The organism is Roseovarius sp. TE539 (assembly GCF_003298505.1).
Lineage (GTDB): Bacteria > Pseudomonadota > Alphaproteobacteria > Rhodobacterales > Rhodobacteraceae > Roseovarius.
On the sequence record NZ_QNGB01000015.1, the window covers coordinates 56,853 to 78,960 of the forward strand.

A 22,108-nucleotide genomic window follows, 5' to 3' on the forward strand; every position below is an offset into this window, starting at 1 on the left:
CTTCCCATGTCGGTGAGGCGTTTCTCACGGAAAAGGAGACAGACATGAATACCAGAGCGAAACTCGCAGCAACAACCGCCATCTTTATGGCTCTGGGCGGAGCAGCCCTGGCCGCAGGCAATCACGGGCATGATGGCCAGGGTGCTCCGGGAGCGCAGGGTCCGGCCGCCGGAAATCATGACATGATGCAGATGATGATGCGGATGCATCGGCAAATGATGAAGGGCGGCATGGGCATGATGGGCTCCGGTGGGCCCATGGGCCAGGGCATGATGGGCGGCGGCGCGTCGCTGATGGGCATGGGCCTGGAGCGGTTCGACGCCGATGGCGATGGCACGGTGACGCCCGAAGAAGCCCACGAAGGATTGCAGGCCCTGCTGGCGGAATACGATGCCGATGGCGACGAAACCCTGTCGATCGCCGAATTCGAGACGCTCCACGGCGCGCTCATCCGCGAAACCATGGTGGACCGCTTCCAGTTCCTCGACGACGATGGCGACGGCGCGGTGACGGTGGCAGAAATCGTCAAGCCCGCTGACATGATGGAACGCATGCAGACGATGCGCGACGGCATGATGCCCGGACCGAATGGTGGCATGCAGCGCGACGGCGGTATGATGGGGACACCCGGCCAGGATCGGATGGGCAACAACTGAGCCCGCCTTGCCGCCACTCCTCGCCCGGTCCCGCATCCTGCGGGGCCGGGCCCAACTCCTGAAAGGACAGACAGAATGGCATACACACATGACCGCCTGCTGGCGGATACCGACATCGACGACGCAGAGACCCGCGTGCGCGCGGCGCTGACGGACGCTGGTTTCGGCGTTCTGACCGAGATCGACGTCAAGGCGACGATGAAGAAAAAGATCGACAAGGACATGGACGGCTACAAGGTCCTTGGCGCCTGCAATCCGAACATGGCCTGGCAGGCCATGGGCCTCGAGCCGCGGATCGGCGCGATGTTGCCCTGCAACGTGATCCTGCGCAGCGTGGACGGCGGCACCGAGGTGAGCGCCATCGACCCGGTTGCCTCGATGCAGGCAGTTGACAATGCCGAGCTGCACAAGGTCGCCGGTCAGGTCCGCGACATGCTCGTGCGCGCAGTGGATGCGGCCTGAAGGAGACAACCGATGACAACGGCACACGGTCGGCGCGTCTTCATTCTTGGGCTGGCGGCAGCGCCTGTCACCCTCATCACGTCCCCCCTGACCGCACAGGCCCGGACAATCTGGTCGGCGGAGGAGGCCTATGACGCCCTTCTTGCAGACAGCGCGCGCGTCGTCGATGTGCGGTCGCGCGAGGAGTGGCTGGAAACCGGCGTCGGGGCCGGGGTCTGGCCGATCAGCATGCACGAGGACCGATTTCCGGATCGCCTCTTTGCGGCGAAGGCGCTGGCCGGCTCCCGCGATGTCGGCCTGATCTGCGCGACCGGGGGGCGTTCGGCGTCCCTGCTTCGTGCGCTCCGGCAGGCTCGTTACGAGGGCTACGTGGACATCTCCGAGGGCATGCTGGGGTCTCGCCGGGGTCCCGGCTGGCTTGCTGCCGGTCTGCCCGTGGTTCCGCTGGACGCGGCGCTTGCCTCGACGCCGGAGGACCTTGCCTGACGTGCCCGAAGAGAGTGCCTCGAAGAGAAATAACTACCTGTTCCTCGGCAAGGGTGCCGCCCTTGTCGTCGGTGCTCTCCTTGGGCTGGGCCTCGTAGGCTGGGCTACAGGATGGTGGTCGTTCGACCTGGACCGGGTGACGGTCGAGACGTGGGTCGCGCGCGCCGGATCTCTGGGTCCACTCGCAATTGTCTTCCTCATGACGGTCGCGGTCGTCGCCAGCCCCATTCCCAGCGCACCGATCGCACTGGCCTCGGGAGCCGCTTATGGTCACTACGCCGGCACTCTCTATGTCGCACTCGGATCCGAGCTCGGCGCACTTGCGGCCTTCCTCACCGCTCGCGGGCTGGGACGTGGACCGGTCGAGCGACTTCTCGGGGAAAAATCCGATTACGGTCTGCTGGGCTCACAGAACGCACTGACGCTCACGGTTTTCGTGAGCCGCCTTCTGCCCTTCGTCTCATTCGACGCGATAAGCTATGCTGCGGGGCTCAGTTGCCTTCACTTCTGGCGCTTCGCCCTGGCCACGATGGCCGGCATCCTGCCCGCGAGTTTCGTGCTCGCGCATTTTGGCAGCGCTGCGATGGACGGCACCTTCGGCAGCGCGGAATGGATCGCCCTCGGACTGGGCCTCATGACGGGCCTTCCCCTTGTGCTGGTTGCGCTTCGCCGTGGCGCAACTTCGAGAAAAGACGATCCGGCGAAAGACACCACGGAGGCCAGTCAAACATGAGTTCCGACTACCAACAGAACAGCCTCAGCATGCCCGACGCCGTGGCGATGGAAACGGGCGTGGTGATCGGGGCCGGTGGAAATGAGAGGATCGGCGCATCGCACCTTGACCTTCCCACTACTGGAAGCCCTACATGAGCCGTAGATGCAAAGGGGATAAACGATGTCCGATCACAACCACAACCATCAGCACCACCACGACGCTCCGGCCTCCGGCGCGAAAACCGCGACGGACCCGGTTTGCGGCATGCAGGTCGAGATGCGCGAGGACGCGCGGTCGCGGGATTACGGCCGTGACACCTACTGGTTCTGCTCGGAAGGCTGCGAGACGAAATTCGATGCGGATCCTTATTTCTACGCGTCGGGAAACGCGCAGAAGACATCGCAGAAAGCCCAGGCCGGCACGCAATACACCTGCCCGATGCACCCCGAAATCATCCGCGACGAACCCGGAAGCTGTCCGATCTGCGGCATGGCGCTGGAGCCGATGGTGCCCTCGGACGAGTCCAGCGAGGAACTGACCGACTTCACCCGGCGGATGTGGATCAGCGCCGCGGCGGCCGTGCCGCTGGTCGTGATCACCATGGGCGAACTTGTGGGCCTCGACGTGCGGGGGTGGCTGGGCCACCAGCGCTCGGTTTACATCGAATTCATCCTCGCCACACCCATTGTTCTCTGGGCGGCGCTTCCGTTCTTCCGGCGCGGCGTCGACTCGTTCAGGAATCTGTCCCCCAACATGTGGACGCTGATCTCGCTCGGGGTCGGCGCGGCCTATATCTATTCGCTGGTCGCCACCTTCGCACCCAGCGTGTTCCCCGAAGAGTACCGGATGGGTGACGGGGTCGGCACCTATTACGAGGCAGCGGTCGTCATCATCGCGCTGGTCTTCGTCGGCCAGGTGCTGGAGCTTCGCGCACGGGAACGCACCGGCGACGCGATCCGGGCGCTGATGGACCTCGCGCCCAAGACCGCGCGGCGGATTCTTCCAGACGGGAGCGAATATGATGCACCGCTTGAGAACATCGTAGAGGGCGACCTGCTGCGCGTACGCCCCGGCGACAGCGTGCCGGTCGATGGCGAAGTGGTCGAGGGCCACACGTCCGTTGACGAAAGCATGATCACCGGCGAGCCCGTGCCCGTCGAGAAGACGCAAGGCGACCGGGTCACGGGTGGCACGATCAACAAGAACGGCACGCTGGCGATCCGGGCGACCAAGGTCGGTGCCGACACCGTGCTGGCCCAGATCGTCGAGATGGTCGCCGGCGCGCGGATGTCGCGCGCGCCGATCCAGGGGTTGGCCGACCGGGTCTCCTCGATCTTCGTGCCGACGGTCGTCGCGGTGGCCATCTTGGCGTTCTTTGCCTGGCTTGCCTTCGGTCCCGAACCGGCGCTGGCCTTTGCCATCGCTTCGGCCGTCTCCGTCCTGATCATCGCCTGTCCCTGTGCCCTCGGCCTCGCGACGCCGATCTCGATCACCACGGCTGCGGGGCGCGGCGCCCAGGCGGGCGTGCTGATCAAGGACGCCGAGGCGCTGGAACGGATGGCGCGTGTGGACACGGTGATCGTGGACAAGACCGGCACGCTGACCGAGGGCAAGCCGACGCTGACGGATGTCGTGGCACTGCAGGGCGACGAGGCGGAGGTGTTGGGCCTCGCCGCCGCTTTGGAACGTGGCTCGGAACATCCGCTGGCCGAGGCGATCGTCGCGGGCGCGCGGGATCGTGGTCTGTCGCCCGGCAGCGCGGCCGATTTCGAAGCGGTCACCGGCAAGGGCGTGCGCGGCACCGTCGACGGACGCAACGTGGCGCTCGGCAATCCGGCGATGATGCAGGACCTCGGGCTCGAGACCGGCGACGCCGAGGCGCGGGCCGACACGCTCCGCACGGATGGCAAGACGGCGATGTTCGTGGCCGCCGATGGGGCGCTCGCGGGGATCGTCGCCGTGGCCGATCCGATCAAGCAAAGCACCGAAGGGGCGATCCGCGATCTGCACGCGCTCGGTCTGACGATCATAATGGCCACCGGCGACAACCAGCAAACGGCCGAGGCTGTCGCGCGTCAACTGGGCATCGACGAGGTACGCGCCGACGTTCTGCCCGAGGACAAGCAGAAGCTGGTCGAGGAATTGCGCGCGAAGGGCGCGTCGGTGGCGATGGCCGGCGACGGTGTGAACGACGCCCCGGCACTGGCGGCGGCGGATGTGGGCATCGCCATGAGCACGGGCGCCGACGTCGCCGTGGAGAGCGCGGGCATCACGCTGATGCGCGGCGATCTGGTGGGGCTGGTGCGGGCGCGGAAACTCGCGAAGGCGACGCTGCGCAACATCCGCCAGAACCTGTTCTTCGCCTTCGCCTACAACGCGGCGGGCGTGCCGATCGCGGCGGGCATCCTCTATCCGGTCGTCGGCCTGCTCCTGTCGCCGATGATCGCGGCGGCGGCGATGAGCCTGTCCTCGGTTTCCGTCATCTCGAACGCGCTGCGGCTGCGGCGGGTAAAGCTCTGATGGAACGACGACAATCATGACGAGCGTACATCACGGGCCAATACCAGCGTATTCGGGGTCCGGGTCGGCCGTTGATATCTGAGCGTTCACAACGGTCGGTAACCGCATTCATCGCTTAACTGGAAAACCTCGATCAGGTCTGCTTCAACCTGCTGTTACCCGAAACAGTTGCGGCATAACCGAGGTGGAAAACCACTTACATAATGCCCGTAACCTGTTCAGATCACCCGAGTCACCTAGCACGATTTAACTGGAAGACATAGCGAACCTTTCCTCATAACATCGAGTCACTGGGTATCGGTACTGATATCCAGTGATAAAAGTTCGAGACAAATCTGGGCTTTAGGGGCATAATGATTGTAACGAAATGTATCCTTGATCTTTCGCTATAAACGCACTCTGTTACCGACGAATAGCATCGCGGGGACTTATGCGTTTCTTCAGACTGACACGGATGGCTCATATTCTGTCGCTCATCTTGCTGATGGGTGTGGCGCTGCCATTTGTCGGGCCCGGCGCAGGTTCGCTGCAAGGAAATCAGGGTGATGTTATCGCGATGGATGTTCGCGACTGTGGCGAACATTTCATGTCGGGCAATTCTATCTCCGTCTGCCCGGGTGCAATGGTACACTGTGTCACATTTACCAATGTGGATCATTCACTGCGCGAACCGCAATTTTTTGTCGTTCATGTTTATCATCGGTCAAGTCCAGTCGACGCAGAGAGCTTGACGCCGGAAGCATCTTCACCCCCGCCTCGAGCCTAATAAGCTTCGTTTCCATTCCTGCAGCACACGTCTGCGGTCTCAATTCGCGTCCAGGTTAGAATGGGTGTGAGCGTACGAAGAAGGTGCTGCCTGGGACAGCGTCTGAACACCTCGGGCGTTCGTCGGAACACCTCGGGCGTTCGTCGGAACAATCCTTCTAAAGCAAATTCAGCTTCGCCCTTTCGGGCGAACCTTCGCGTAAATCATCAAAAGGAAAAGAGCATGCGACTCTTTAAAGGAAAACAGCAGGCGCTTTCTGATACGGCGCTCAGCTCGTCTGAACACCTGGCAACAGGTTTCTCCCGGCGACAATTTGGTTTGACCGCGGCTGCCGCGCTCGCCATGCCGTCGGTATTGCGCGCTCACGAAGCGCCAAAAGTCACTTCGAAAGGCACCTATGACATCACTGTCGACCAGGTTCGGATCGATACAGGGAACTTTCGAAAAATGGGCGTCGGTTACAACAAGAGCCAGCTTCCCACAGTCCTGCGGTTCAAGGAGGGCGAAGAAGTCACCATCAACGTGACCAACAACCTTCGCGAGAGCACCTCGATTCATTGGCACGGACTGATTCTGCCCTTCCGGCAGGATGGCGTCCCCGGCATCAGCTTCGGCGGTATTGCTCCGGGTGAAACTTTCACCTACCGGTTCCCGATCCAACAGGCTGGCACTTACTGGTTTCACAGTCACTCTGGCTTTCAGGAACCCGATGGTGCCTACGGGGCGATCGTGATCGAGCCGCGTGGCGGCGAGCGGGTCCGGGCCGATCGTGATTATGTCGTGCAGTTGGCCGACAAGCACCCGCACCCCGGCAGTCGGATCATGCGCAACCTCAAGATGATGCCGGATTACTACAACCGGTCGCAACGCACCTTGCAGACGCTGATCGAGGACTCGCGTCAGGACAGTTTGAAAGCTGCGCTCAAGGATCGCGGAATGTGGGGCCGGATGCGGATGATGCCGACAGATATTGAGGATGTGCAGGGATTTACTGCCCTGATCAACGGGCGGAGCACCTCGCAGAACTGGACGGGGCTGTTCCGGCCCGGTGAGAAGGTCCGCCTGCGGATCGTCAATTCCTCGGCCATGACCTATTTCGACATGCGAATCCCGGGCCTGAAGATGACCGTGGTCCAGGCCGACGGCAACGACGTCAAGCCGGTCACGGTGGATGAGTTGCGTGTTGCCGTGGCGGAGACATATGACGTCATCGTCCAACCACGGGAAAACAAGGTCTATAGCATCATTGCCGAGTCGATGGGCCGCACCGCCCTGGTTCGCGGGACGCTGTCACCAAAGGAGGGTTATGCCGGGGCGGTGCCACCTCTCCGACCCAAGCCTTTGCTCACCATGGCCGACATGAGCGGGATGATGGGGGGCATGGATATGGGTGATCACGTCATGCAGAACGTGGGTGGCATGCAAGACATGACTGGTATGGACCATTCGGCCATGCAGGACATGGATCATTCCAAGATGGAGATGTCGACGCAACCTGCGATGAAAGGTATGGACCACTCGCAGATGACGGGTTCAAGCAAACCTGGCATGAAAGGGATGGATCATTCTGGCATGGCGATGTCAGAAGGAGGCGATCCGTTCTACGCACCCGGCAGCGGGCTGACGCCCAAAGCCTATAATGGCGGAAAGTTCTTGTCTTACAAGGATTTGCGCGCCGCACGGCCGCTCTATCGGAACCGTGCTCCGTCGCGCACCATTGAACTGCGTCTAACCGGAAATATGGAACGGTACATCTGGTCGATCAACGATGTAAAATACGAGGACGCTGATCCTATCGTGCTCAACTATGGCGAACGCGTGCGTATCCGGTTCATCAACGAAACGATGATGGCGCATCCGATGCACCTTCACGGGATGTGGTCGATCGTTGATACTGGTCAGGGTTCGCGCAATCCTATCAAGCACACGGTGAGCGTTCAGCCTGGTGCCACGGTTGATATGGAAGTTGAGGTCGATGCTCCCGGACAATGGGCCTTCCATTGCCACCTCTCCTACCACGCCGATGGGGGTATGTTCCGCAAAGTCGTGGTCAGAGGGCGCCCGGCCTGAGCCAGTCAATACAAGGAAAATCATGATGAAACGTTTCAAACTGGCCGGACTAGCCGGCCTCCTTCTGCCCTTGGCTCAGATTGCATACGCTGAGCCTCTGATCTGGGGCTTTCAAGCGGAGCAGTTCGAATATCGCGCGATGGATGGTGAGGATGCCTTCGTTTGGGATTTCGATGCCCTAGCCGGATCGGACGAGTTGAAGGCCGTCTGGCGTAGTGAGGCGGAACTTGGCCTCACATCGGATAACTACGAGAAGCTGGAAAATCAGCTGCGTCTGCAGTTTCCGATTTCGACGTTCTTCGACGCCGTGGTTGGGGCCTACGCGGACACGCCTGATGGCGCTCCCGACCGCTACGCAGGCGTCGTGGGCGTTAAAGGACTCGCTCCGCAATGGTTCGAGATCGATGCCGATTTCTTCATCTCTGATCACCCCTTCTTCCGTTTCGAGGCAGAGTATGAGGCGCTATTGACCAATCGCCTGATCCTCACGCCGAGCATCGAGGTTGATCTGCCTCTCAAGGATGATCTTGCGCGCGAACGCGGCGCGGGCGGTGCGGTAGTCGAGATCGGTGCACGGCTCAGCTACGATGTCATCGACCGCGCGTTCTCTCCCTACATCGGCGTGAACTATGAAGCCTCGTTTGGCGATACCAAGGATATTCTGCGCGCCAATGGCGACGATACGGATGCATTCTCGATTGTGATTGGTACGCGTCTGATGTTCTGAAAATTGGCCGCTCCGGTTGTAGGCTGGGGCGGCCTGACGATGTCCTTCTTCACAGAAGATGCATAGAAGCAAAATAACCAAACTGGAAAGGAGGCCATTATGAGCGCACAGGGACACGCAGGTCACATGCCGCAGAGCGGTCGCGGCATGGCAATTTCAGCTTGGTTAACGGGTGTATATTTCGTCATTGAGATGGCAATCGGCCTTTGGACCGGCTCCATCGCGGTGATCTCGGATGCGTTCCACACCTTCTCTGCTGTGGGTGGCGTTCTTGTGGCCATAGTTGCGGCGCGGCTCGCCCATCGTCCGGCAGATGAGAATCGCAGTTTTGGCTGGTATCGCGCAGAAATCATCGGCGCGCTGGTCAATGGCGGTTTCCTCCTTGCCATGGCAGTCGTTGTGATCGTGATGGCTGCAATGCGGCTAGGGTCTCCTATTGATCTGCCGACCGGTCCAATGCTTTGGGCAGCGGCTGGAGGTCTTGTGACCGAGTTCATATCGCTCGGGTTGATATGGAAGCAGAGCCGCAGCGATCTGAACGTCAAGGGTGCGCTCTGGCATATCATTCAGACATTCGTTGGGAGTCTGTTGATCATCATCACTGCGTTGGTCATAAAATTCACGGGTTTTCTGCTCATTGATCCAATTCTCGGCATGGCTTTCGGGTTCGTGCTGGTTTGGGCAAGCTGGGGGATCCTGCGGGATTCCATGCACTTACTCATGGAGGGCACCCCCAGCGATGTAAGCCTTGGCGAGGTCACGCGAAACCTGGAGGCGGTAGATGGTGTCGCGGACGCACATCACGTCCACGCCTGGGCGCTGACCAGCGGCAAATATGTCTTTTCCGGTCATCTGCGGGTGCGCGACCGGCATGACCCGCAGGACGTGCTCAAGGCCGCGCACGGCATGCTGCGCGACCGTTTCGGCTTCTTCTTCGTGACCTTGCAGGTCGAGGACAGATGCCTCGATGAAAGCGGCGCCGAGATGATCGACATCACCCGCGCGCCAACCACCGAAAGGACCACGACATGAACGGCCCCGCGACCCAATCCGTACCATCGCTTCGCCTTCTGTTGGCGCGTCGGATCATCCGGCTTGTCACCAGGCGAGCCGCGCGCAAAGGGCTGGCAAACAATCTCCTGACATTTGCGGACGGCATCCAAACCCGCTGGCTCGATCCCGAGATCGCGCGGTTCCTCGAGGCGATGGACAGCGAGGTGCCCCGCTTGCGGGCGCGGGCGGATTTCGACGCGCTCCCCGGTTTTGGCAACAGGGTGATGGTCGAATTTGCCGTGTGGACCACGGCTGCCGACCGCAGCCTGCGCCATCTCGGCGTGAAGCCCGAGACCGCGCGCGCCGTGGTGGCCGACCTCGGATGGGACGTCTACCGCCGGATGCTGCGGCTGAGTTCGCTGCCCGCGCGGCTGGTCACGCGCGACCCGGGGCGGCGACTGCGCTGGACGATCCGCGCGCTGCTGTATTTCCCGTTCAATGGTCCGGGTGCGCCGGGCTATGCGGTGGAGACGCGGCGCGACGGCGACAACATCCTCACACATTTCACCTGCTGCCCGCCACAGAGCTTCGCGCGTCGGCTGGCCGATATCGACGACGACCCCGATACGCTCGAAGCATTCCGGCAGAGTTGGTGCACCTATGATTGGCCGGGCGCTGATCTGATCGCGGGCGACGGAGTACGCGGTCATTATCGCAGGCGCCGGACGTTGTCGCATGGGGACGACGTCTGCGACATGTGTTGGGCGGCGCGGTCGCAACGGCACGAGACCGCTCCACATGCTCCCAAGAAATAACATGCGCATCGTCCTTCTACTCGCCCTGATCACCGTCTCCGAAGCCACGATCGGCGTCTTCGTCAAGCTGACCGGGGATGGGATCCCGATCCAGACGCTGAACTTCTACGCGCTGAGCTTTGCCGCCGCGTTCCTCGCACTGGCCATCCCGCACGCGACCGGCCGCCCTCTGCGCTTTCCGCGCGGCAACGTGAAGGACACGGTCATCATCGGGGCGCTCATCGCGGCACAGATCAGCGCCTTCAACTATGCGATGACGCTCGTGCCGATCGCCAACGCTGTGGTGTTCTGGAGCGTGGCCCCCTTCTTCGTGTTTATCTTCTCGGCGGTGTTCCTCGGCGAGCCCGCGAAGAAAAGCTATCTGCTGATCTTCGGGCTGGCGCTGGTGGGCATCGTGCTGGCCAAACCGCTGGCGGGCGGCGACTGGTTAGGCAACCTTGTCGCGCTCAGCACCGGCGCGATCTATGCCGCCATGGTCACATACATGCGCCATGAGGGACGCGAGGAGGCGGGAAACGATATCTTCTGGTCAATGGCGGCTGGAGCGATCCTGCTGTCGCCGGCGCTGGTTCTCGCCGGGCTGGGCGAAGTCGGCAAACTCGTTGCCTATCCCGCCCTGGGCGTTTCGCTTCCGGTCATGCTGTGGGCGGTCTGCCTCGGCGTCGTCTCGACGGGGTTCGCCTATTTCGGGATTTCGCTGGTGCTCAAGAAGATCTCGGCGAACATCTATTCGCTGGTCGATATTATCGTCTCGCCGATCGTGGCGGCGACTCTGGGATACCTTGTCTTTGGCGAAGTTCCAACGCAGGGCATGATCTTTGGTGGAGGATTGTTGCTCCTGTCCGGTTTCTGGCTAACGCGCGAGATGAGCCGCGGCAAGGAAACCGCCGCCGTCCACCCTTGCCAATGCGAGCAAATGAATGCACTTGGTGCCTGAAATGGAGGATAAATCGAGATGAAGTTCTACGTGCCCGACATGAGTTGCGGTCACTGCGTCGCAGCCATAGACACGGCTCTCAGGGCGATCGATCCGGACGCGAGAGTCGATAGCGATCTGACCTCGAAGACCGTCACGATCATGTCCGCATCATGTCCGCGCAGGATGCCGCCACGCTTCAGGCCGCCCTCAAGGAGGCCGGCTACCCAGCAACTCCGGCTTGATGAACTCTATGTGAAATCTTTGCCGAATAGCCGCCAAAATCGAACAGGATTGGAACTGGAAATACGCATGAACAGACGAGAATTCATTGTTGCGGGCGTCGCTGCCGCCGGGCTGCCCGGTGTGGTCCACGCTCAGTCGCCCGCACCGCGCGTCGAAGTCTACAAATCGCCAACATGCGGATGCTGCTCGGCCTGGATCGAACATATGGAGCGCGCCGGCTTCGTCGTGGACGCACGCAATGTCGACCAAAACGCCCTGTATGCGTTCAAGACGCAATCCGGGATCACGCCCGACCTGGCCTCGTGCCATACGGCGCTAGTAGATGGGTATGTCATTGAAGGCCATGTGCCGGCTGCAGACGTCGAACGACTGCTCGCCGTACGTCCCGAAGCCATCGGCCTGTCGGTTCCCGGTATGCCGATCGGCTCACCTGGCATGGAGATGGGCAACCAGCGTGATGCGTTCGACACACTGTTGCTGCTGAAAGACAGCTCTACCGAGATCTTCGAGCGACATGCCTGAACGAGACGGTTGGGGTGACAGATGACTCGTCTCAGAGTACTCTTTGCCCTTCGTGATGTGAACGCTCGTATGGCACCGCTTCACCCTGCGCAGCACGACAGCTTCGCGACATCAATTTCGAATGTCTGCGCGGCGAGCCTCACGCCCTCGACCATGGTGAGATAGGGGAAGATCGTCTCACCTAAAGCCTTCGTCGTCATGCCGAACTTGATTGCCACCCAAGTCGCAGGCTCTCCAAACCATACGTATCAGACATTCTCAGAACATCAGGCTCAATTCGCGTGGCGCGGACCTCCTGCATGCGGTCGTTGGCAGCTGCCAACGGCAGGAAACTGAGGGTTCAGCTTTCCATCGTCGCGACCAGTTCGCGCAGTTGCGACAGGGAGGCTGGATGCTCCGGGGCAACCAGGTCGGATCGGATATCGCGAACAACGCCGCGCAGAACTTGGGTTTTCTTCAGCCCCGAGATCTTCGCGAATGCGGCGAACTCCTCCTCGAAATCATGGGATACCTTGAACGACAGGCGCTTGCGGGGAACCCTCACTTTCGCTTTCGGCTTGGCTGCCTTGGCCTCCAGAAACAGTTGCTTGATCCGTTCAGCGCCCTGCGGGTCACGCGCCATCTTCCGGACGTAAAACGCCAGAAGAAATTTGCGATGCCGCACGGACGCGCGCTCGGAAATCCGGGTGGCAGCGGCGTCGAGGATCTCGATGTCCGATGCGGGCACTTGGGCCTCCAGAGAGACCTCGATCTTCTCACGCGCACGCCGAATTGCAGGCAAGGACTGGGCGGGGATGGCCACGACCTCACCGCAGCGATCGCAGACGGAGGCAAGGATATCCTTCACTTTCCCGGTTCCGTCATCGAAAGGGACATCACGATACAGGAAGGTCGTCTCGACCATGTCCTGGCAGGTCTCGCAGATCGCCTTGGATTTGTCGCCGGCATTGTAGAGTTTCATGGTGTGTCACCTATGGACGCTGAGAAAGAAGGTTTCCGGATCGAGGAAGTAGAACTTGATGTACCAACCGTCCTTGCGAAGGATGTGCACATCGACCGTCTTGATCATGTCGTGCGGCCGTATCTCATGATCCTGACCGCGGCACTTGATGATGATCTCGATGACATCTTCTTCGGAAACGGAATTGCCATAGAGCAGATTCTTGGTTTCGATCTCCTGACGCTCCGCGATCTGATAGGTCTTGTTGCGCAGGGCTTCTATCGCGCGCCGCTTTTGCCTCCTTGAATCCAATCTTCTTGGTCAATATACGAACTTCCTCGTAAAAAAATTAAGTTATCAACTCGAGTAACTCTTTAACCTGCCTCGCACTTCCGCGAAAAGCATAATGATTTCCCGGACAGCCTTCGAACTTGGTCGGTCGAACTCAGTAATCGCCTGGCCGGAGATCAGGGCCTGCATGAATGCCTTGCGTTGACCGAGCCGCGCCCTTGCCACCGGGACGTCCGGGTACAGCTCCTGCAGCACCGAGGCGGTGTCGTTGGCCTCCGGGCCAACGGCCGGAACCTGGCTCAAGACGAAAAGACCTGGACGTCCGGCCTGCTTCAAGATTTCCACGGTGCCATCCGCCGCTTTGATGTCGAAAGGGCCGGGCCGAATGGGAATGACCACGAGGTCCGCCGCGCGGATCGCCGCGTCGATCGTGCCGCCGGCATGGGGCGGCGTGTCGATCACCACGTAGTCGGCGCCGTCCTCCTCGGCCTGGGAGAGGTAGGCGGGGAGATTGCCCGGCATGGCTTGCAGGACGATTGGATCTTCGAGATCACGCAGCTTCGCCCAGTCGGCGACGGACCCCTGAGGGTCGAGATCCAGCAGGATCACTTGTGCGGTCTTCTTCGACCGCATCGCCTGGACCGCAAGATGGATCGAAATCGTGCTCTTGCCAGCGCCACCCTTCTGCGTGGCGACTGCGATGATTTTCGTTTTTCGGCTCATTTTTTCGCCTTCTCTTCTTCAACGGCGGCGCTGATGTCCTCGATCATGCGGTGGGACTCGTATTCCCGCAGCATCTGCACAACGAGCAACTCTCCGTTTTCGGCAAGCCAATCGAGAAACCCGGGTTTGAGGTCCGTGCGAATTGCCAGCTGGAGCCCGGTCCCGCCGCGCGTGATCGTGCCCACGGGCCTGTCGTGGGACGGCAGGCGGACCTCCCGCGTGGCCGGTGTTGGCGTCTCCTTGCGGGCAACCTGAGGCTCGGACCGCAAGGCGACCTCGTAAAGATGGGAAAAACGGGCATCGGAATCGCCCAGGCTGTGTCCCTCGGTGTTGGCAGCTGCCAACGCGTCACGCATCCGGTGCAGCACCGTCTCGTCGGTCGCCATGTGGGCCACGAGCTTCTCCCAGCGGGGTCGTCCGATCCCGGGGGCCTTGCCCACAAAAGAGAGGATGTCGTCCGGGACGCCGCGGCCGATCTTCAGATACCGTGATCTGTCTGTCTTTCCGCAGGAAAAAGCGGTGTCGATATCTGCCGGGGATATGTCGGCCTCATCGACCATGCGCGCCGCGAGCTTCGCGCGCTCGATATAGGTCAGGTCTTCGCGCGCGATGTTTTCGATCGCCTGGCCCATTACCATGGACTTGTCGTCGAGATCCTGGATCTCGGCGCGCACGTTGATCCCGGCGTGGTGGCAGGCCGCGAGACGCCGACGACCGGCAACGATCTCGTATTCACCAGGCTTTTCGGGATGCGGCCGCACCAGGATCGGGACCTTCTGCCCGGCATTCCGCAGGCTTTCGGACAGGGTGGCAATCTCAGCCTGGCCAACATCGAGACGATCCGCGAGGCCGCCGTCATGGACCAGTCCCGGGTCAAGTTCGACGATCCGGCCAGATGCCGGGCCGGTGTTGGCAGCTGCCAACCCGGGTGTTTTCGATCGTGTAGCCAGGTCCCGTAGAGAATTTCTGCGTCGGGGCATGGGGCGTTTCCTTCTATGTCTGCATCCGTGGCTTGGATGGGGATCTGCTGATCATGTCTTCCCTCCAATCGGTCCCGTCATTCGGGATTTCTGTTCGTAGATGTCTTTCTGGACGATCCGGCAGGACCCGGAATAAGGGCAACTCGCGCAGCCCGGTTGGTCCTCGCAGTAGCGCAGCGCGTGCCGGGGATCGTCGCCAGGGTGGGGGGCCGCAACGGGTTCGCCGGCCTCGGCCTTCTCTTGCAGAACGCGCGCCACGAAACCCGGGCTGAGGTCATACCAGCGGTTATAACCCCCGGGCAGGCGCAGGCGCTTGCTCTCGTTGGTGCGCCGGATTTCCTGGGCCAGAAGCGTTTTCCCGATCCAGCGCGTGTCCTCGAGAACGGCCAGATCTTCGGGTTGCGCGGGGGAGCACATCATCGCCTCCGGCATCAGGGCAAGTTCCAGCCGGATTTGTTCGGCGCTGACATAGTGGCGGGCACCGCGCGCCACGGCTTCTGTCGCAGCTGCGACGAGCAGGTCGATCGGCGTAACATCTTCGGCCCGGCGGGCGCCCTGGCGCTCGATCGCCTGTTTGAGCTGTGCGGAGAAGTCTTCATTGCCCGCCATCTCCGAGATCACCTCGAGCGGGGCCGCGATCTGCTTGGCGCGATCCCCAAGCGTGGCCATCCGTTCCTCGTAGATTTCCCGTGCGGTGCGGGCCTGGGCCATCCCCCAGGCGTGCAACTCTTGGCGCAACTCATCGCAGCGCTCGCGGTTGTGGCCTTTGATGCGCCCGGAAAGGGCCACATCGAGCGGCATCGGCCGGCAATGGATCGTGTAGGTCCGGCTTTCATTGACCGGGTCCAGTCCGGAGATATTGGTGATGACCTTGGGACCGTAGAAGACCAGGCGCTGGTTGTTGCCGTTGGAGTCGACGATCGTCTTTACCCCGGTCTTCTTGTTGTAGGAGACCTTGAGGATCTGGTTGATGTCGTTGAACTCGGCGGCGCCCTGGCGGCCGCGCCGCTGACCGACCTTTTCGAGATCGTCGAGCACCAGCAGACCGCGGCCCATATCGACGAAGCGGATCATCGCCTTTTCGGACCCGGCCCCGAGCACATGGCCATTGTAGCTGAGATCCGCGATGGCCTCGGCCGTCGTGGATTTCCCGGATCCCTTTTCGCCGTTCATCAGGAGCATCGGGATCGCCTCGAAGGCGTTATAGACATAACTCATCGCGACATAGGCGGCCATCAACGCATAATCGGGCTCGTGCGGCAGCTAGGTGGTCGTGCGCAGGTGGTCGAGGAGATCGGCCATAATCTCGCCGAAGGGGCGGTGCGGCTCCTGGTTTTCCCGGACCTTGGCGATGTAGGCGTTGATACTTTCGGTGCGCCAGGTTGCATAATCCTCGGGCCGCGGGATCGAGGTGATGATCGTGCCGTCTTCCAGCGCGATGATCCGATCTTCGTCCGCCGTGCCGGCAGGCGAAGGCATTTCCTTCGGGGTCAGCACATCGCCATCGGAGCGCACGATCTGCGTGACCAGGACGTGCGTCTTCTTCGGGACCTTGATCCGGCGACCATCGGGCAGGTGTTCAAGCACCTCGACGGTTTCGGTCCGGCGCACCCGGAACGGGTAGTAGAGCTGACCCTTCTGAAAGGCGCCGTTGATGTTGATCCGCTCGATGGCGTATTCGCCGTCGTCATCCGCATCGAGAGGGCGATCCGGTTTGGCCTCTTCGATCCTTGCTTCCAGCCGTGGAGCCTCAGCGAGCAGGGCCTCGAACTCGGTCAGCCGGGCGCCAGACTGGAAGTAATCCGTCCAATCGGCTCCTTCGACACCGGGAGGGCGCATCCGGCGCACATCGCGCATTGCCAGCCGGCGGCATTTCTGGGCCATAGCCTGGCCCGCTGGATCAGCATCCTGGCCAAGAAATACCTCGTCCCAGGGGGCCCAGAACTCGGGGTCCTTCCATTCCTCGGGAATCCCGGAGCCGTGGGTTGAGGTGAGCAGGGCCATTTCGCTGCCAAGCCCGGTGCCCTGCATCTCCTGGGAAAGCCGCCAGAGATCTTTCATTCCTTCGGTGACAAATAGACGGGTCTTGTGGCCGATTTTCCCGTCCCAGTAGGATTGCGGATTCCCGTGGCACCAGCCCTTGGCGTCCCGGGGATTGGTGGTGAGATCGGGAATGGTGGTCTTGGGCATCCGCCCCAGAAACCGGCCCCGGCGATCCACGATCGGGGAGGTGAGGGCAAAGCGTGTCTGTCTGTCTTTCGGGGCGTCGTGGGGGTAGGGCGGCGCGATCCCGAGACCGAAGCGCTCGATCGTGCCCCGGTTCAGGCCGCGCCCTTCGAGATAGGCGATGGCTCGCGGCTCCCGGTCCAGAAGCGATTGGTAGCGTATCAGGGTCTCGGGGTTGATCGGCTGCAGGTCATCGTGGGTCTTGGACGCGGGTGGCTTTTTCGGTGTCTCCACGCTTTGCAGGCGTGGCGCTTCACCGAGAAGCGCCCCGACATGGGCCAGGGCCTCCGGGAAGGACAGGCGCCGGACTTCCATCACCGCGTCGATGAGGTCTCCGCTTTCGCGTGTGCCGCCGGGATTGAAATCCCGGAAGCGGCCGGCGTAGGTGCCGGAGAGCTGAATCTTGCAGCTTTCGCCGCTCCCCCCGAGGACATCGGCAATGGTGATCACCTTGCTGCGGGCATCATAGACCGCATCCGGGCCATAGAGATCGTCGATCACCCGCCGGATATTTCCCTCGCTCTTGAGGAGTTGCCGGATCCGATCGGCATCGTAGTGACCGTTACCCGCCATCGAAAACACCTCCCGACACCCGGGCTCGTCCGTCCGGGTTTCGTGCGAACGTCACGATCTCCATCAGTTCGCCCGTTTTCTCTTCCGGCGCCGCGGTTCGACGGGATCATCGAAGGCCTCCGAGTAACCGGCATCGGCATCCTCGAATTTTTCCTCGGCGGTGTAGTCTGCATAAGTTGTGATGATCTGCTGAACAGAATCGAACAGGCGCGCAGCGGCCGCGTCGTACTCCACGACCTTTGCGAGATGCGTGGCGACGACATGGCGTACAGATTGGATGCGATGAATGCCCAGGCCCCGGATGGCCCCGGCTCCGGTGTAGGGATTGTAGACGCCGAATTTCCGGATCGCGTCGAGGAAGAGGTTCGACAGCTCATCTGCATCGAGCGGTTCTTCCGGCTTGCTGTTCGATTGGCTATTGTCCTTGACGATGAATTGCCCGTGATCCGGCCCATCACCGAGCAGGACCTTGCGGGCCTCAACGTAGCGGTCGATGCGATCGTAGAGGTCGCGCCAATTGACCAGTGCGACATCGATATCGCTGGTGGCGGGACTTCCATGGTTCTTGAACACCGTCTTGGGTTGGCGGAACCGCCATTTGCCGTTTTTGAAGTAGACAACCCCGTGATTGCGCCGTGTGAGGGAGGCGAAGCTGGGAGGCGCGGCGTCTTCGTCGAGCAGGATCAGGGATGCCAAGTCCTTTCTGCGGAGGGGTAGAACCTCAAGCAGATGGACGAGCATCGACCGGCGCTGACAGCGCGCCCATTCGAGTTCCTGGACCGAGCGCGGCGGCGTTCTGGTGTCGATATGTTCAACGATCGCATGGTAAGCTTCGAGTGGATGGTCGTCTCTCAGGACGACATCGACGGCCTTGAAGCTGCTGCGCCCGACGGTGATCTTATCCATCCACGCGTCGTATTCGGCGTACAGGCTTTCGACCACCTGCTCGCAGAACCGGGTGAGATCATCCTCCGCGGGCATCCCCGGGAACCGCTCACTGAACACCTCCCGGTGTTGGGCGACGAAACCGTCGTTCGGGTTGAACAGGGCGATGACCGCATTCAATACCGCGATGATGGTCGTGGTCGGCATACCGCGTCGCGCGACAATATGCTCAATGACTTTCCGAACCTGCGCTTCGTCGGCAGCATTGAGGAAGCTCATCATGTCGCCCGGCATATCCGGAGCCACTTGGCGCAGCGCACCGAAGAAAATCTCGAAGGCTGTGGTCCGTGCCGAGATGGTGCCGTCACGCCACGCGACCCCACGCTTTTTCCCGATGGGAGCAGGGTATGCGGTCTTGAACTCGATGAGGGCGTCGTATTCCCGCTGAAGCCCGGCAGGGGCGAGGAAGGCGCCGTCACGCACGTCTGGGGTCCCGTCCCCGCGATCGAACTTGCACCGATAGGGCGATCGGTCTCCGCCATCGTCATCCTCATCGCGCGGGATCCGCCAGATGTTCTCCAGACACCAGTTGACGATCTCCTCCTGCTCGGGGCGCGATCGGGCATCGAAGTCATCTGGCAGGTGGCTGCGGACAATCGCCCAGACGTGCTTCGTGAGGCCGAAATCGCTGTAGGTTGCCGTCATGTAACGATACACGCCGTCGGTGTAGTGCAGCAGTGTTCCCTTGGGCAGCTCGAGGACCTGTTCGACCCGGGCCAGGTGGGCCACGGTATCATCACGTCGCGGGCGGCAGTCCTTCTGAAGCCAGGTCAGGAGCGTGGTGAAGCGGACGCCGGCGGCCTGCGCGAGCCCCTTGGCTGTCCAGCCACGCAATTCGATGAAATGCTGCAGGGCCTCCGTCAGTGTGTCGAAGCTGGGAAGCCCGGCCTGTATCTTGTCGTGTGTGCGGGGGCCATTGACCAGCAGCATCAGCGTGCCGGGAGCCACCTGGAGGGCGCGCTCAAGCGCGACGAGGCGCTGCAGGTTCTGAGCCGTGGTCGGCAGGATCTCGCGATTGATCCATCCGCGTAGCGTGTTGATGTGCAGCCCGACCCGGTTGGCCAGCTCCGCGTCGGTGATATTGCGCAGCTGCATGTGGTATTTGAGCGTCTCGGCGAGAGAGGCGTAGCTGCCGGCCTTACGTGCCAAGTCGAGCGCGATCGGGCGCACATGCTGTCGCAGCTGCGACCGCATGGCGTCATGGCTGGTCTTTTTCAGCTGCCGCAGCGTGCGCCGAAGGACCCTGTCATTGGTGGGCTTGTGCAGGATCCGATCATCGAGCGGCTCGTCGATGAAGATGCCTCCGGCCTCGGTGAACCTGTTGAAGGCCCAATCGAACTTCGCCAGGCCCGTGTTGATCTGCTCCGGCGTCCGTCCCGCGTGCTCGAGACCCGCGCGCCGCGCGGCTCGAGACACCTGGAACAGGCGCCCGTAGGACGGATAAATCCGATCGGTGGACCACACCGGGTCCTTTTCGACGCTTTCATTGAATATCGCTGTGTCTTTTGCACACATGACGAATCCCCCTTGAACCGGGGACACCCGGAGGGTAAGCTCGTCATCGAGATGTGGCGAATGTCTCGATGACTTTTGGGCCCTGACGAGTTGCCGCTCGTCGGGGCCTTCCTAATTCAGGTGTCCTACATCAGTCGTTGTTGTTGCTCCGTTGTTCTGATCACGCGCCACCCGGTGGAGGTCAGTTCAGCGTTACGGTGCTTCGCCGTCGTCTTGCGGACGAGGCTCTTGCCGATCAGTTGCCGGATATAGCCGGACATGTTCGAGCTGTTCACACCCATCGCCTTCGCGATCTCCCTTTGGCTGGGCCATTTGCCGTGGGCCGCGTGGTAGTCCGCCATGAAGCCGAGAAGCTCGAGCTGCCGCTTTGTCGGTGGCACCGGATTCTGCATTTTCACGACGTCCCCCTCGTGGTCCGTGATCCTAAGTATCGGGGTTCCGCATCGCGTTTCAAGCGCGCAGTACGCATGGTGCGGTTGCGCGATTTCAGCCCAACCACAATATGTTGTGGTCGGACACGCGGGCGGAATTGCCCTCGGTCGGGACTGCGCGATAGGTGATCCGCCTGTTCTCAAGCGGTGCCGGCCTCGTTGTTGAAGATTACGTGCACAGAGGCGTTCTGCTGCACGGCGGGCCGGTAACTCCCTTATATCCAAGGGGTTTTCGACGTTCAATTGAATGTTCACGAATTGTTCTGTTAGGCGGGTGCTGCACGCTCATCTGCACAGCTGCTGCACACCTTGCTGCACAGCCCTGCGCCGCGTGCCCATCTCTCTCTTTTTTACAGAAATAATAATGGGTTACGCCGTTCAGGGCACGGCAAGACCGGCTGCGCGTCGAATGTGTGCTGCACAGCGCTGCTGCACAGTCTAACGCATTGAAAACACGCCTTTTTCAGAAGGCCTGTGCAGGTAAGGGGCTCAAATTTGTCGATTTCGAGCTGTCATGGAATTGGGCCCGGGAGACGGAAAAATATCGGCTTTCCAAGCCGATGGCCCGAATTTCTTTCCAAAAACGGGCCATCGCGAACACTAAGTTATTGAAATCGTTAGATTATTGGGCCGCCTGGCTGATAAGGTCCTGCAATTCGGACATCCACGGTGTATTGAATTCGGTCCGTCATATGTCGATCTGACAGCGTGGAATCTACCATATCCGGTGCCTGACAGGGAAAATTCGTGTGGAAATCCTAACAGGACTCCGAGCGGCGCTGACTGGATTTCTAACAGATCGCACCAAAATCACCTTTCCTCATGGACACATCGGGGGTTGAACCATGTCTTTTGCAGGTCTTTCGCTTGCCGGTGATTAAACCCGGATTGAAAAGAACTTCCGCTTCAGACTCCGCGAAAAAACGGTTTGGCCAAGCTTCCTTTCATGAAGGAAAATTTTGCATATCCCAGCGTCTACGACGTCAAAGAAGTTGCCCAAATTTTAAGTGTAAAAACGGGTGTGATTTACCGGGAAATTCGTGCAGGAAGGCTTGCGGCCCGGAAGGTTGGAAAGCAGTATCGGGTGCATTCGCAAGCACTTGATAGGTACCTACTTGAGCCATGGGAAGAACTGGACGCAGACCAAAGCCAGCGCGGATCTGGATACGACCAGACGATGGGCGTTGGCTCATCCTCGACCGTGGTAAGCAAATCCCGACAGGGGCCTGTCAATCTGCATTCAAAACTGACCCATCGTGATCATTTAAAAATGACCCACCTGGGGGGTAGCAAAGCCCACAGGCGAGCGCCCCCCATATAGCAGGCTCGTCTGTGGGCTTTGCTTTTTCTGGTTCAGGATTTTGTTCGAGATTTGCTTTGGGCGAAACGGTAAGATGTGTTGCCCGTCTCGATGATGCTGCAGTGGTGGGTAACCCGATCCAGCAGCGCGGTGGTCATCTTGGCATCGCCGAAGACAGACACCCATTCACCGAACTCGAGGTTTGTGGTGATGATGACGCTGGTCGTCTCATACAGCTTGCTGATCAGATGAAACAGCAGCGACCCGCCAGATTTCGGGAATGGGATATA

At 60.9% G+C, this 22,108-nt stretch carries 23 protein-coding genes and 1 pseudogene; 14 read left to right on the plus strand and 10 right to left on the minus strand.

The window, feature by feature from the left end:
• Positions 1-44: 44 nt before the first annotated feature.
• The 13 genes from DQW77_RS11005 to DQW77_RS18740 all read left to right on the plus strand — a co-directional run bounded on the left by DQW77_RS11005 (position 45) and on the right by DQW77_RS18740 (position 11,894).
• A complete protein-coding gene (locus DQW77_RS11005) occupies positions 45-656 on the plus strand; it encodes an EF-hand domain-containing protein (RefSeq protein ID WP_113258301.1) in 612 nt (203 codons plus the stop codon).
• Positions 657-731: 75 nt separating this feature from the next.
• Positions 732-1,118 carry a DUF302 domain-containing protein gene (locus DQW77_RS11010; protein WP_113258275.1) on the plus strand — a complete coding sequence of 129 codons (387 nt, stop codon included), beginning with the start codon at positions 732-734 and terminating at the stop codon, positions 1,116-1,118.
• Positions 1,119-1,130: 12 nt separating this feature from the next.
• Complete coding sequence (locus DQW77_RS11015) at positions 1,131-1,604, plus strand: rhodanese-like domain-containing protein (protein ID WP_113258276.1); 474 nt, start codon at positions 1,131-1,133, stop codon at positions 1,602-1,604.
• Between the two features lie 85 nt (positions 1,605-1,689).
• Positions 1,690-2,337, plus strand: coding sequence for a TVP38/TMEM64 family protein (locus tag DQW77_RS11020; RefSeq protein WP_258523835.1), 648 nt, complete (start codon positions 1,690-1,692; stop codon positions 2,335-2,337).
• Positions 2,334-2,474: a hypothetical protein gene (locus tag DQW77_RS18225; protein ID WP_181711243.1), complete on the plus strand. Its 141-nt coding sequence runs from the start codon at positions 2,334-2,336 to the stop codon at positions 2,472-2,474. Before DQW77_RS11020 ends, DQW77_RS18225 begins: the two co-directional genes overlap by 4 nt.
• A 25-nt stretch (positions 2,475-2,499) precedes the next feature.
• Complete coding sequence (locus tag DQW77_RS11025) at positions 2,500-4,839, plus strand: heavy metal translocating P-type ATPase (protein ID WP_113258277.1); 2,340 nt, start codon at positions 2,500-2,502, stop codon at positions 4,837-4,839.
• 454 nt (positions 4,840-5,293) lie between these two features.
• On the plus strand, positions 5,294-5,605 hold the full coding sequence (locus tag DQW77_RS18040) for a hypothetical protein (protein ID WP_147094963.1): 312 nt from the start codon (positions 5,294-5,296) through the stop codon (positions 5,603-5,605).
• Positions 5,606-5,827: 222 nt separating this feature from the next.
• On the plus strand, positions 5,828-7,675 hold the full coding sequence (locus DQW77_RS11030; RefSeq protein ID WP_113258278.1) for a copper resistance system multicopper oxidase: 1,848 nt from the start codon (positions 5,828-5,830) through the stop codon (positions 7,673-7,675).
• A gap of 25 nt (positions 7,676-7,700) precedes the next feature.
• The gene (locus tag DQW77_RS11035; protein ID WP_113258279.1) at positions 7,701-8,402 is read left to right on the plus strand and encodes a copper resistance protein B; all 702 of its coding nucleotides are present in this window, start codon (positions 7,701-7,703) and stop codon (positions 8,400-8,402) included.
• Positions 8,403-8,501: 99 nt separating this feature from the next.
• Positions 8,502-9,434, plus strand: a complete 933-nt coding sequence (locus DQW77_RS11040; RefSeq protein ID WP_113258280.1) for a cation diffusion facilitator family transporter — start codon at positions 8,502-8,504, stop codon at positions 9,432-9,434.
• The gene (locus tag DQW77_RS11045) at positions 9,431-10,210 is read left to right on the plus strand and encodes a hypothetical protein (protein WP_113258281.1); all 780 of its coding nucleotides are present in this window, start codon (positions 9,431-9,433) and stop codon (positions 10,208-10,210) included. Before DQW77_RS11040 ends, DQW77_RS11045 begins: the two co-directional genes overlap by 4 nt.
• A 1-nt stretch (position 10,211) precedes the next feature.
• Positions 10,212-11,147, plus strand: a complete 936-nt coding sequence (locus tag DQW77_RS11050) for a DMT family transporter (RefSeq protein ID WP_113258282.1) — start codon at positions 10,212-10,214, stop codon at positions 11,145-11,147.
• Positions 11,148-11,165: 18 nt separating this feature from the next.
• A complete protein-coding gene (locus DQW77_RS18740) occupies positions 11,166-11,894 on the plus strand; it encodes a DUF411 domain-containing protein (protein WP_113258283.1) in 729 nt (242 codons plus the stop codon).
• 80 nt (positions 11,895-11,974) lie between these two features.
• Here DQW77_RS18740 and DQW77_RS18230 read toward each other — a convergent pair.
• The 9 genes and pseudogenes from DQW77_RS18230 to DQW77_RS11095 all read right to left on the minus strand — a co-directional run.
• Positions 11,975-12,112: pseudogene (locus DQW77_RS18230) on the minus strand (hypothetical protein); the annotation flags it as partial.
• A gap of 122 nt (positions 12,113-12,234) precedes the next feature.
• Positions 12,235-12,855, minus strand: coding sequence for a hypothetical protein (locus DQW77_RS11060; RefSeq protein WP_113258284.1), 621 nt, complete (start codon positions 12,853-12,855; stop codon positions 12,235-12,237).
• Positions 12,856-12,861: 6 nt separating this feature from the next.
• Positions 12,862-13,146 carry a hypothetical protein gene (locus DQW77_RS11065; RefSeq protein WP_113258285.1) on the minus strand — a complete coding sequence of 95 codons (285 nt, stop codon included), beginning with the start codon at positions 13,144-13,146 and terminating at the stop codon, positions 12,862-12,864.
• A gap of 45 nt (positions 13,147-13,191) precedes the next feature.
• Complete coding sequence (locus DQW77_RS11070; protein ID WP_113258286.1) at positions 13,192-13,848, minus strand: AAA family ATPase; 657 nt, start codon at positions 13,846-13,848, stop codon at positions 13,192-13,194.
• Positions 13,845-14,828: a plasmid partitioning protein RepB gene (gene repB, locus DQW77_RS11075; RefSeq protein ID WP_113258287.1), complete on the minus strand. Its 984-nt coding sequence runs from the start codon at positions 14,826-14,828 to the stop codon at positions 13,845-13,847. The genes DQW77_RS11070 and repB overlap by 4 nt, the downstream gene beginning before the upstream one ends.
• A gap of 51 nt (positions 14,829-14,879) precedes the next feature.
• Positions 14,880-16,064, minus strand: coding sequence for a DUF3631 domain-containing protein (locus tag DQW77_RS11080; protein ID WP_113258288.1), 1,185 nt, complete (start codon positions 16,062-16,064; stop codon positions 14,880-14,882).
• A 27-nt stretch (positions 16,065-16,091) separates the two neighbouring features.
• Entirely contained in the window at positions 16,092-17,627 is a 1,536-nt protein-coding gene (locus DQW77_RS11085) for a hypothetical protein (protein WP_113258289.1), read from the minus strand.
• A gap of 63 nt (positions 17,628-17,690) precedes the next feature.
• Positions 17,691-20,087 (minus strand): helix-turn-helix transcriptional regulator, encoded by a 2,397-nt coding sequence (locus DQW77_RS11090; protein ID WP_113258290.1) that lies wholly within the window; start codon positions 20,085-20,087, stop codon positions 17,691-17,693.
• A gap of 125 nt (positions 20,088-20,212) precedes the next feature.
• On the minus strand, positions 20,213-20,479 hold the full coding sequence (locus tag DQW77_RS11095) for a LexA family transcriptional regulator (RefSeq protein ID WP_113258291.1): 267 nt from the start codon (positions 20,477-20,479) through the stop codon (positions 20,213-20,215).
• A 985-nt stretch (positions 20,480-21,464) separates the two neighbouring features.
• Here DQW77_RS11095 and DQW77_RS18780 point away from each other — a divergent pair.
• Complete coding sequence (locus tag DQW77_RS18780) at positions 21,465-21,839, plus strand: helix-turn-helix domain-containing protein (RefSeq protein WP_147094965.1); 375 nt, start codon at positions 21,465-21,467, stop codon at positions 21,837-21,839.
• 32 nt (positions 21,840-21,871) lie between these two features.
• Here DQW77_RS18780 and DQW77_RS11105 read toward each other — a convergent pair.
• Positions 21,872-22,108 (minus strand): ATP-binding protein (locus DQW77_RS11105; RefSeq protein ID WP_181711244.1); only part of this gene is annotated, 237 nt, incomplete at its 5' end.

Bases quoted from the DNA above. Each gene is read 5' to 3' on its own strand.
- DQW77_RS11010 (WP_113258275.1), top strand. From the start codon at position 732: ATGGCATACACACATGACCGCCTGCTGGCGGATACCGACATCGACGAC.
- DQW77_RS18225 (WP_181711243.1), top strand. From the start codon at position 2,334: ATGAGTTCCGACTACCAACAGAACAGCCTCAGCATGCCCGACGCCGTG.
- DQW77_RS11030 (WP_113258278.1), top strand. From the start codon at position 5,828: ATGCGACTCTTTAAAGGAAAACAGCAGGCGCTTTCTGATACGGCGCTC.
- DQW77_RS11080 (WP_113258288.1), bottom strand. From the start codon at position 16,064: ATGGCCGCCTATGTCGCGATGAGTTATGTCTATAACGCCTTCGAGGCG.
- DQW77_RS11060 (WP_113258284.1), bottom strand. From the start codon at position 12,855: ATGAAACTCTACAATGCCGGCGACAAATCCAAGGCGATCTGCGAGACC.
- DQW77_RS11045 (WP_113258281.1), top strand. From the start codon at position 9,431: ATGAACGGCCCCGCGACCCAATCCGTACCATCGCTTCGCCTTCTGTTG.
- DQW77_RS18040 (WP_147094963.1), top strand. From the start codon at position 5,294: ATGGCTCATATTCTGTCGCTCATCTTGCTGATGGGTGTGGCGCTGCCA.
- DQW77_RS18780 (WP_147094965.1), top strand. From the start codon at position 21,465: ATGAAGGAAAATTTTGCATATCCCAGCGTCTACGACGTCAAAGAAGTT.
- repB (WP_113258287.1), bottom strand. From the start codon at position 14,828: ATGCCCCGACGCAGAAATTCTCTACGGGACCTGGCTACACGATCGAAA.
- DQW77_RS11050 (WP_113258282.1), top strand. From the start codon at position 10,212: ATGCGCATCGTCCTTCTACTCGCCCTGATCACCGTCTCCGAAGCCACG.
- DQW77_RS11005 (WP_113258301.1), top strand. From the start codon at position 45: ATGAATACCAGAGCGAAACTCGCAGCAACAACCGCCATCTTTATGGCT.
- DQW77_RS11035 (WP_113258279.1), top strand. From the start codon at position 7,701: ATGAAACGTTTCAAACTGGCCGGACTAGCCGGCCTCCTTCTGCCCTTG.
- DQW77_RS11095 (WP_113258291.1), bottom strand. From the start codon at position 20,479: ATGCAGAATCCGGTGCCACCGACAAAGCGGCAGCTCGAGCTTCTCGGC.
- DQW77_RS11040 (WP_113258280.1), top strand. From the start codon at position 8,502: ATGAGCGCACAGGGACACGCAGGTCACATGCCGCAGAGCGGTCGCGGC.
- DQW77_RS18740 (WP_113258283.1), top strand. From the start codon at position 11,166: ATGAAGTTCTACGTGCCCGACATGAGTTGCGGTCACTGCGTCGCAGCC.
- DQW77_RS11070 (WP_113258286.1), bottom strand. From the start codon at position 13,848: ATGAGCCGAAAAACGAAAATCATCGCAGTCGCCACGCAGAAGGGTGGC.
- DQW77_RS11090 (WP_113258290.1), bottom strand. From the start codon at position 20,087: ATGTGTGCAAAAGACACAGCGATATTCAATGAAAGCGTCGAAAAGGAC.
- DQW77_RS11015 (WP_113258276.1), top strand. From the start codon at position 1,131: ATGACAACGGCACACGGTCGGCGCGTCTTCATTCTTGGGCTGGCGGCA.
- DQW77_RS11025 (WP_113258277.1), top strand. From the start codon at position 2,500: ATGTCCGATCACAACCACAACCATCAGCACCACCACGACGCTCCGGCC.
- DQW77_RS11085 (WP_113258289.1), bottom strand. From the start codon at position 17,627: ATGGCGGGTAACGGTCACTACGATGCCGATCGGATCCGGCAACTCCTC.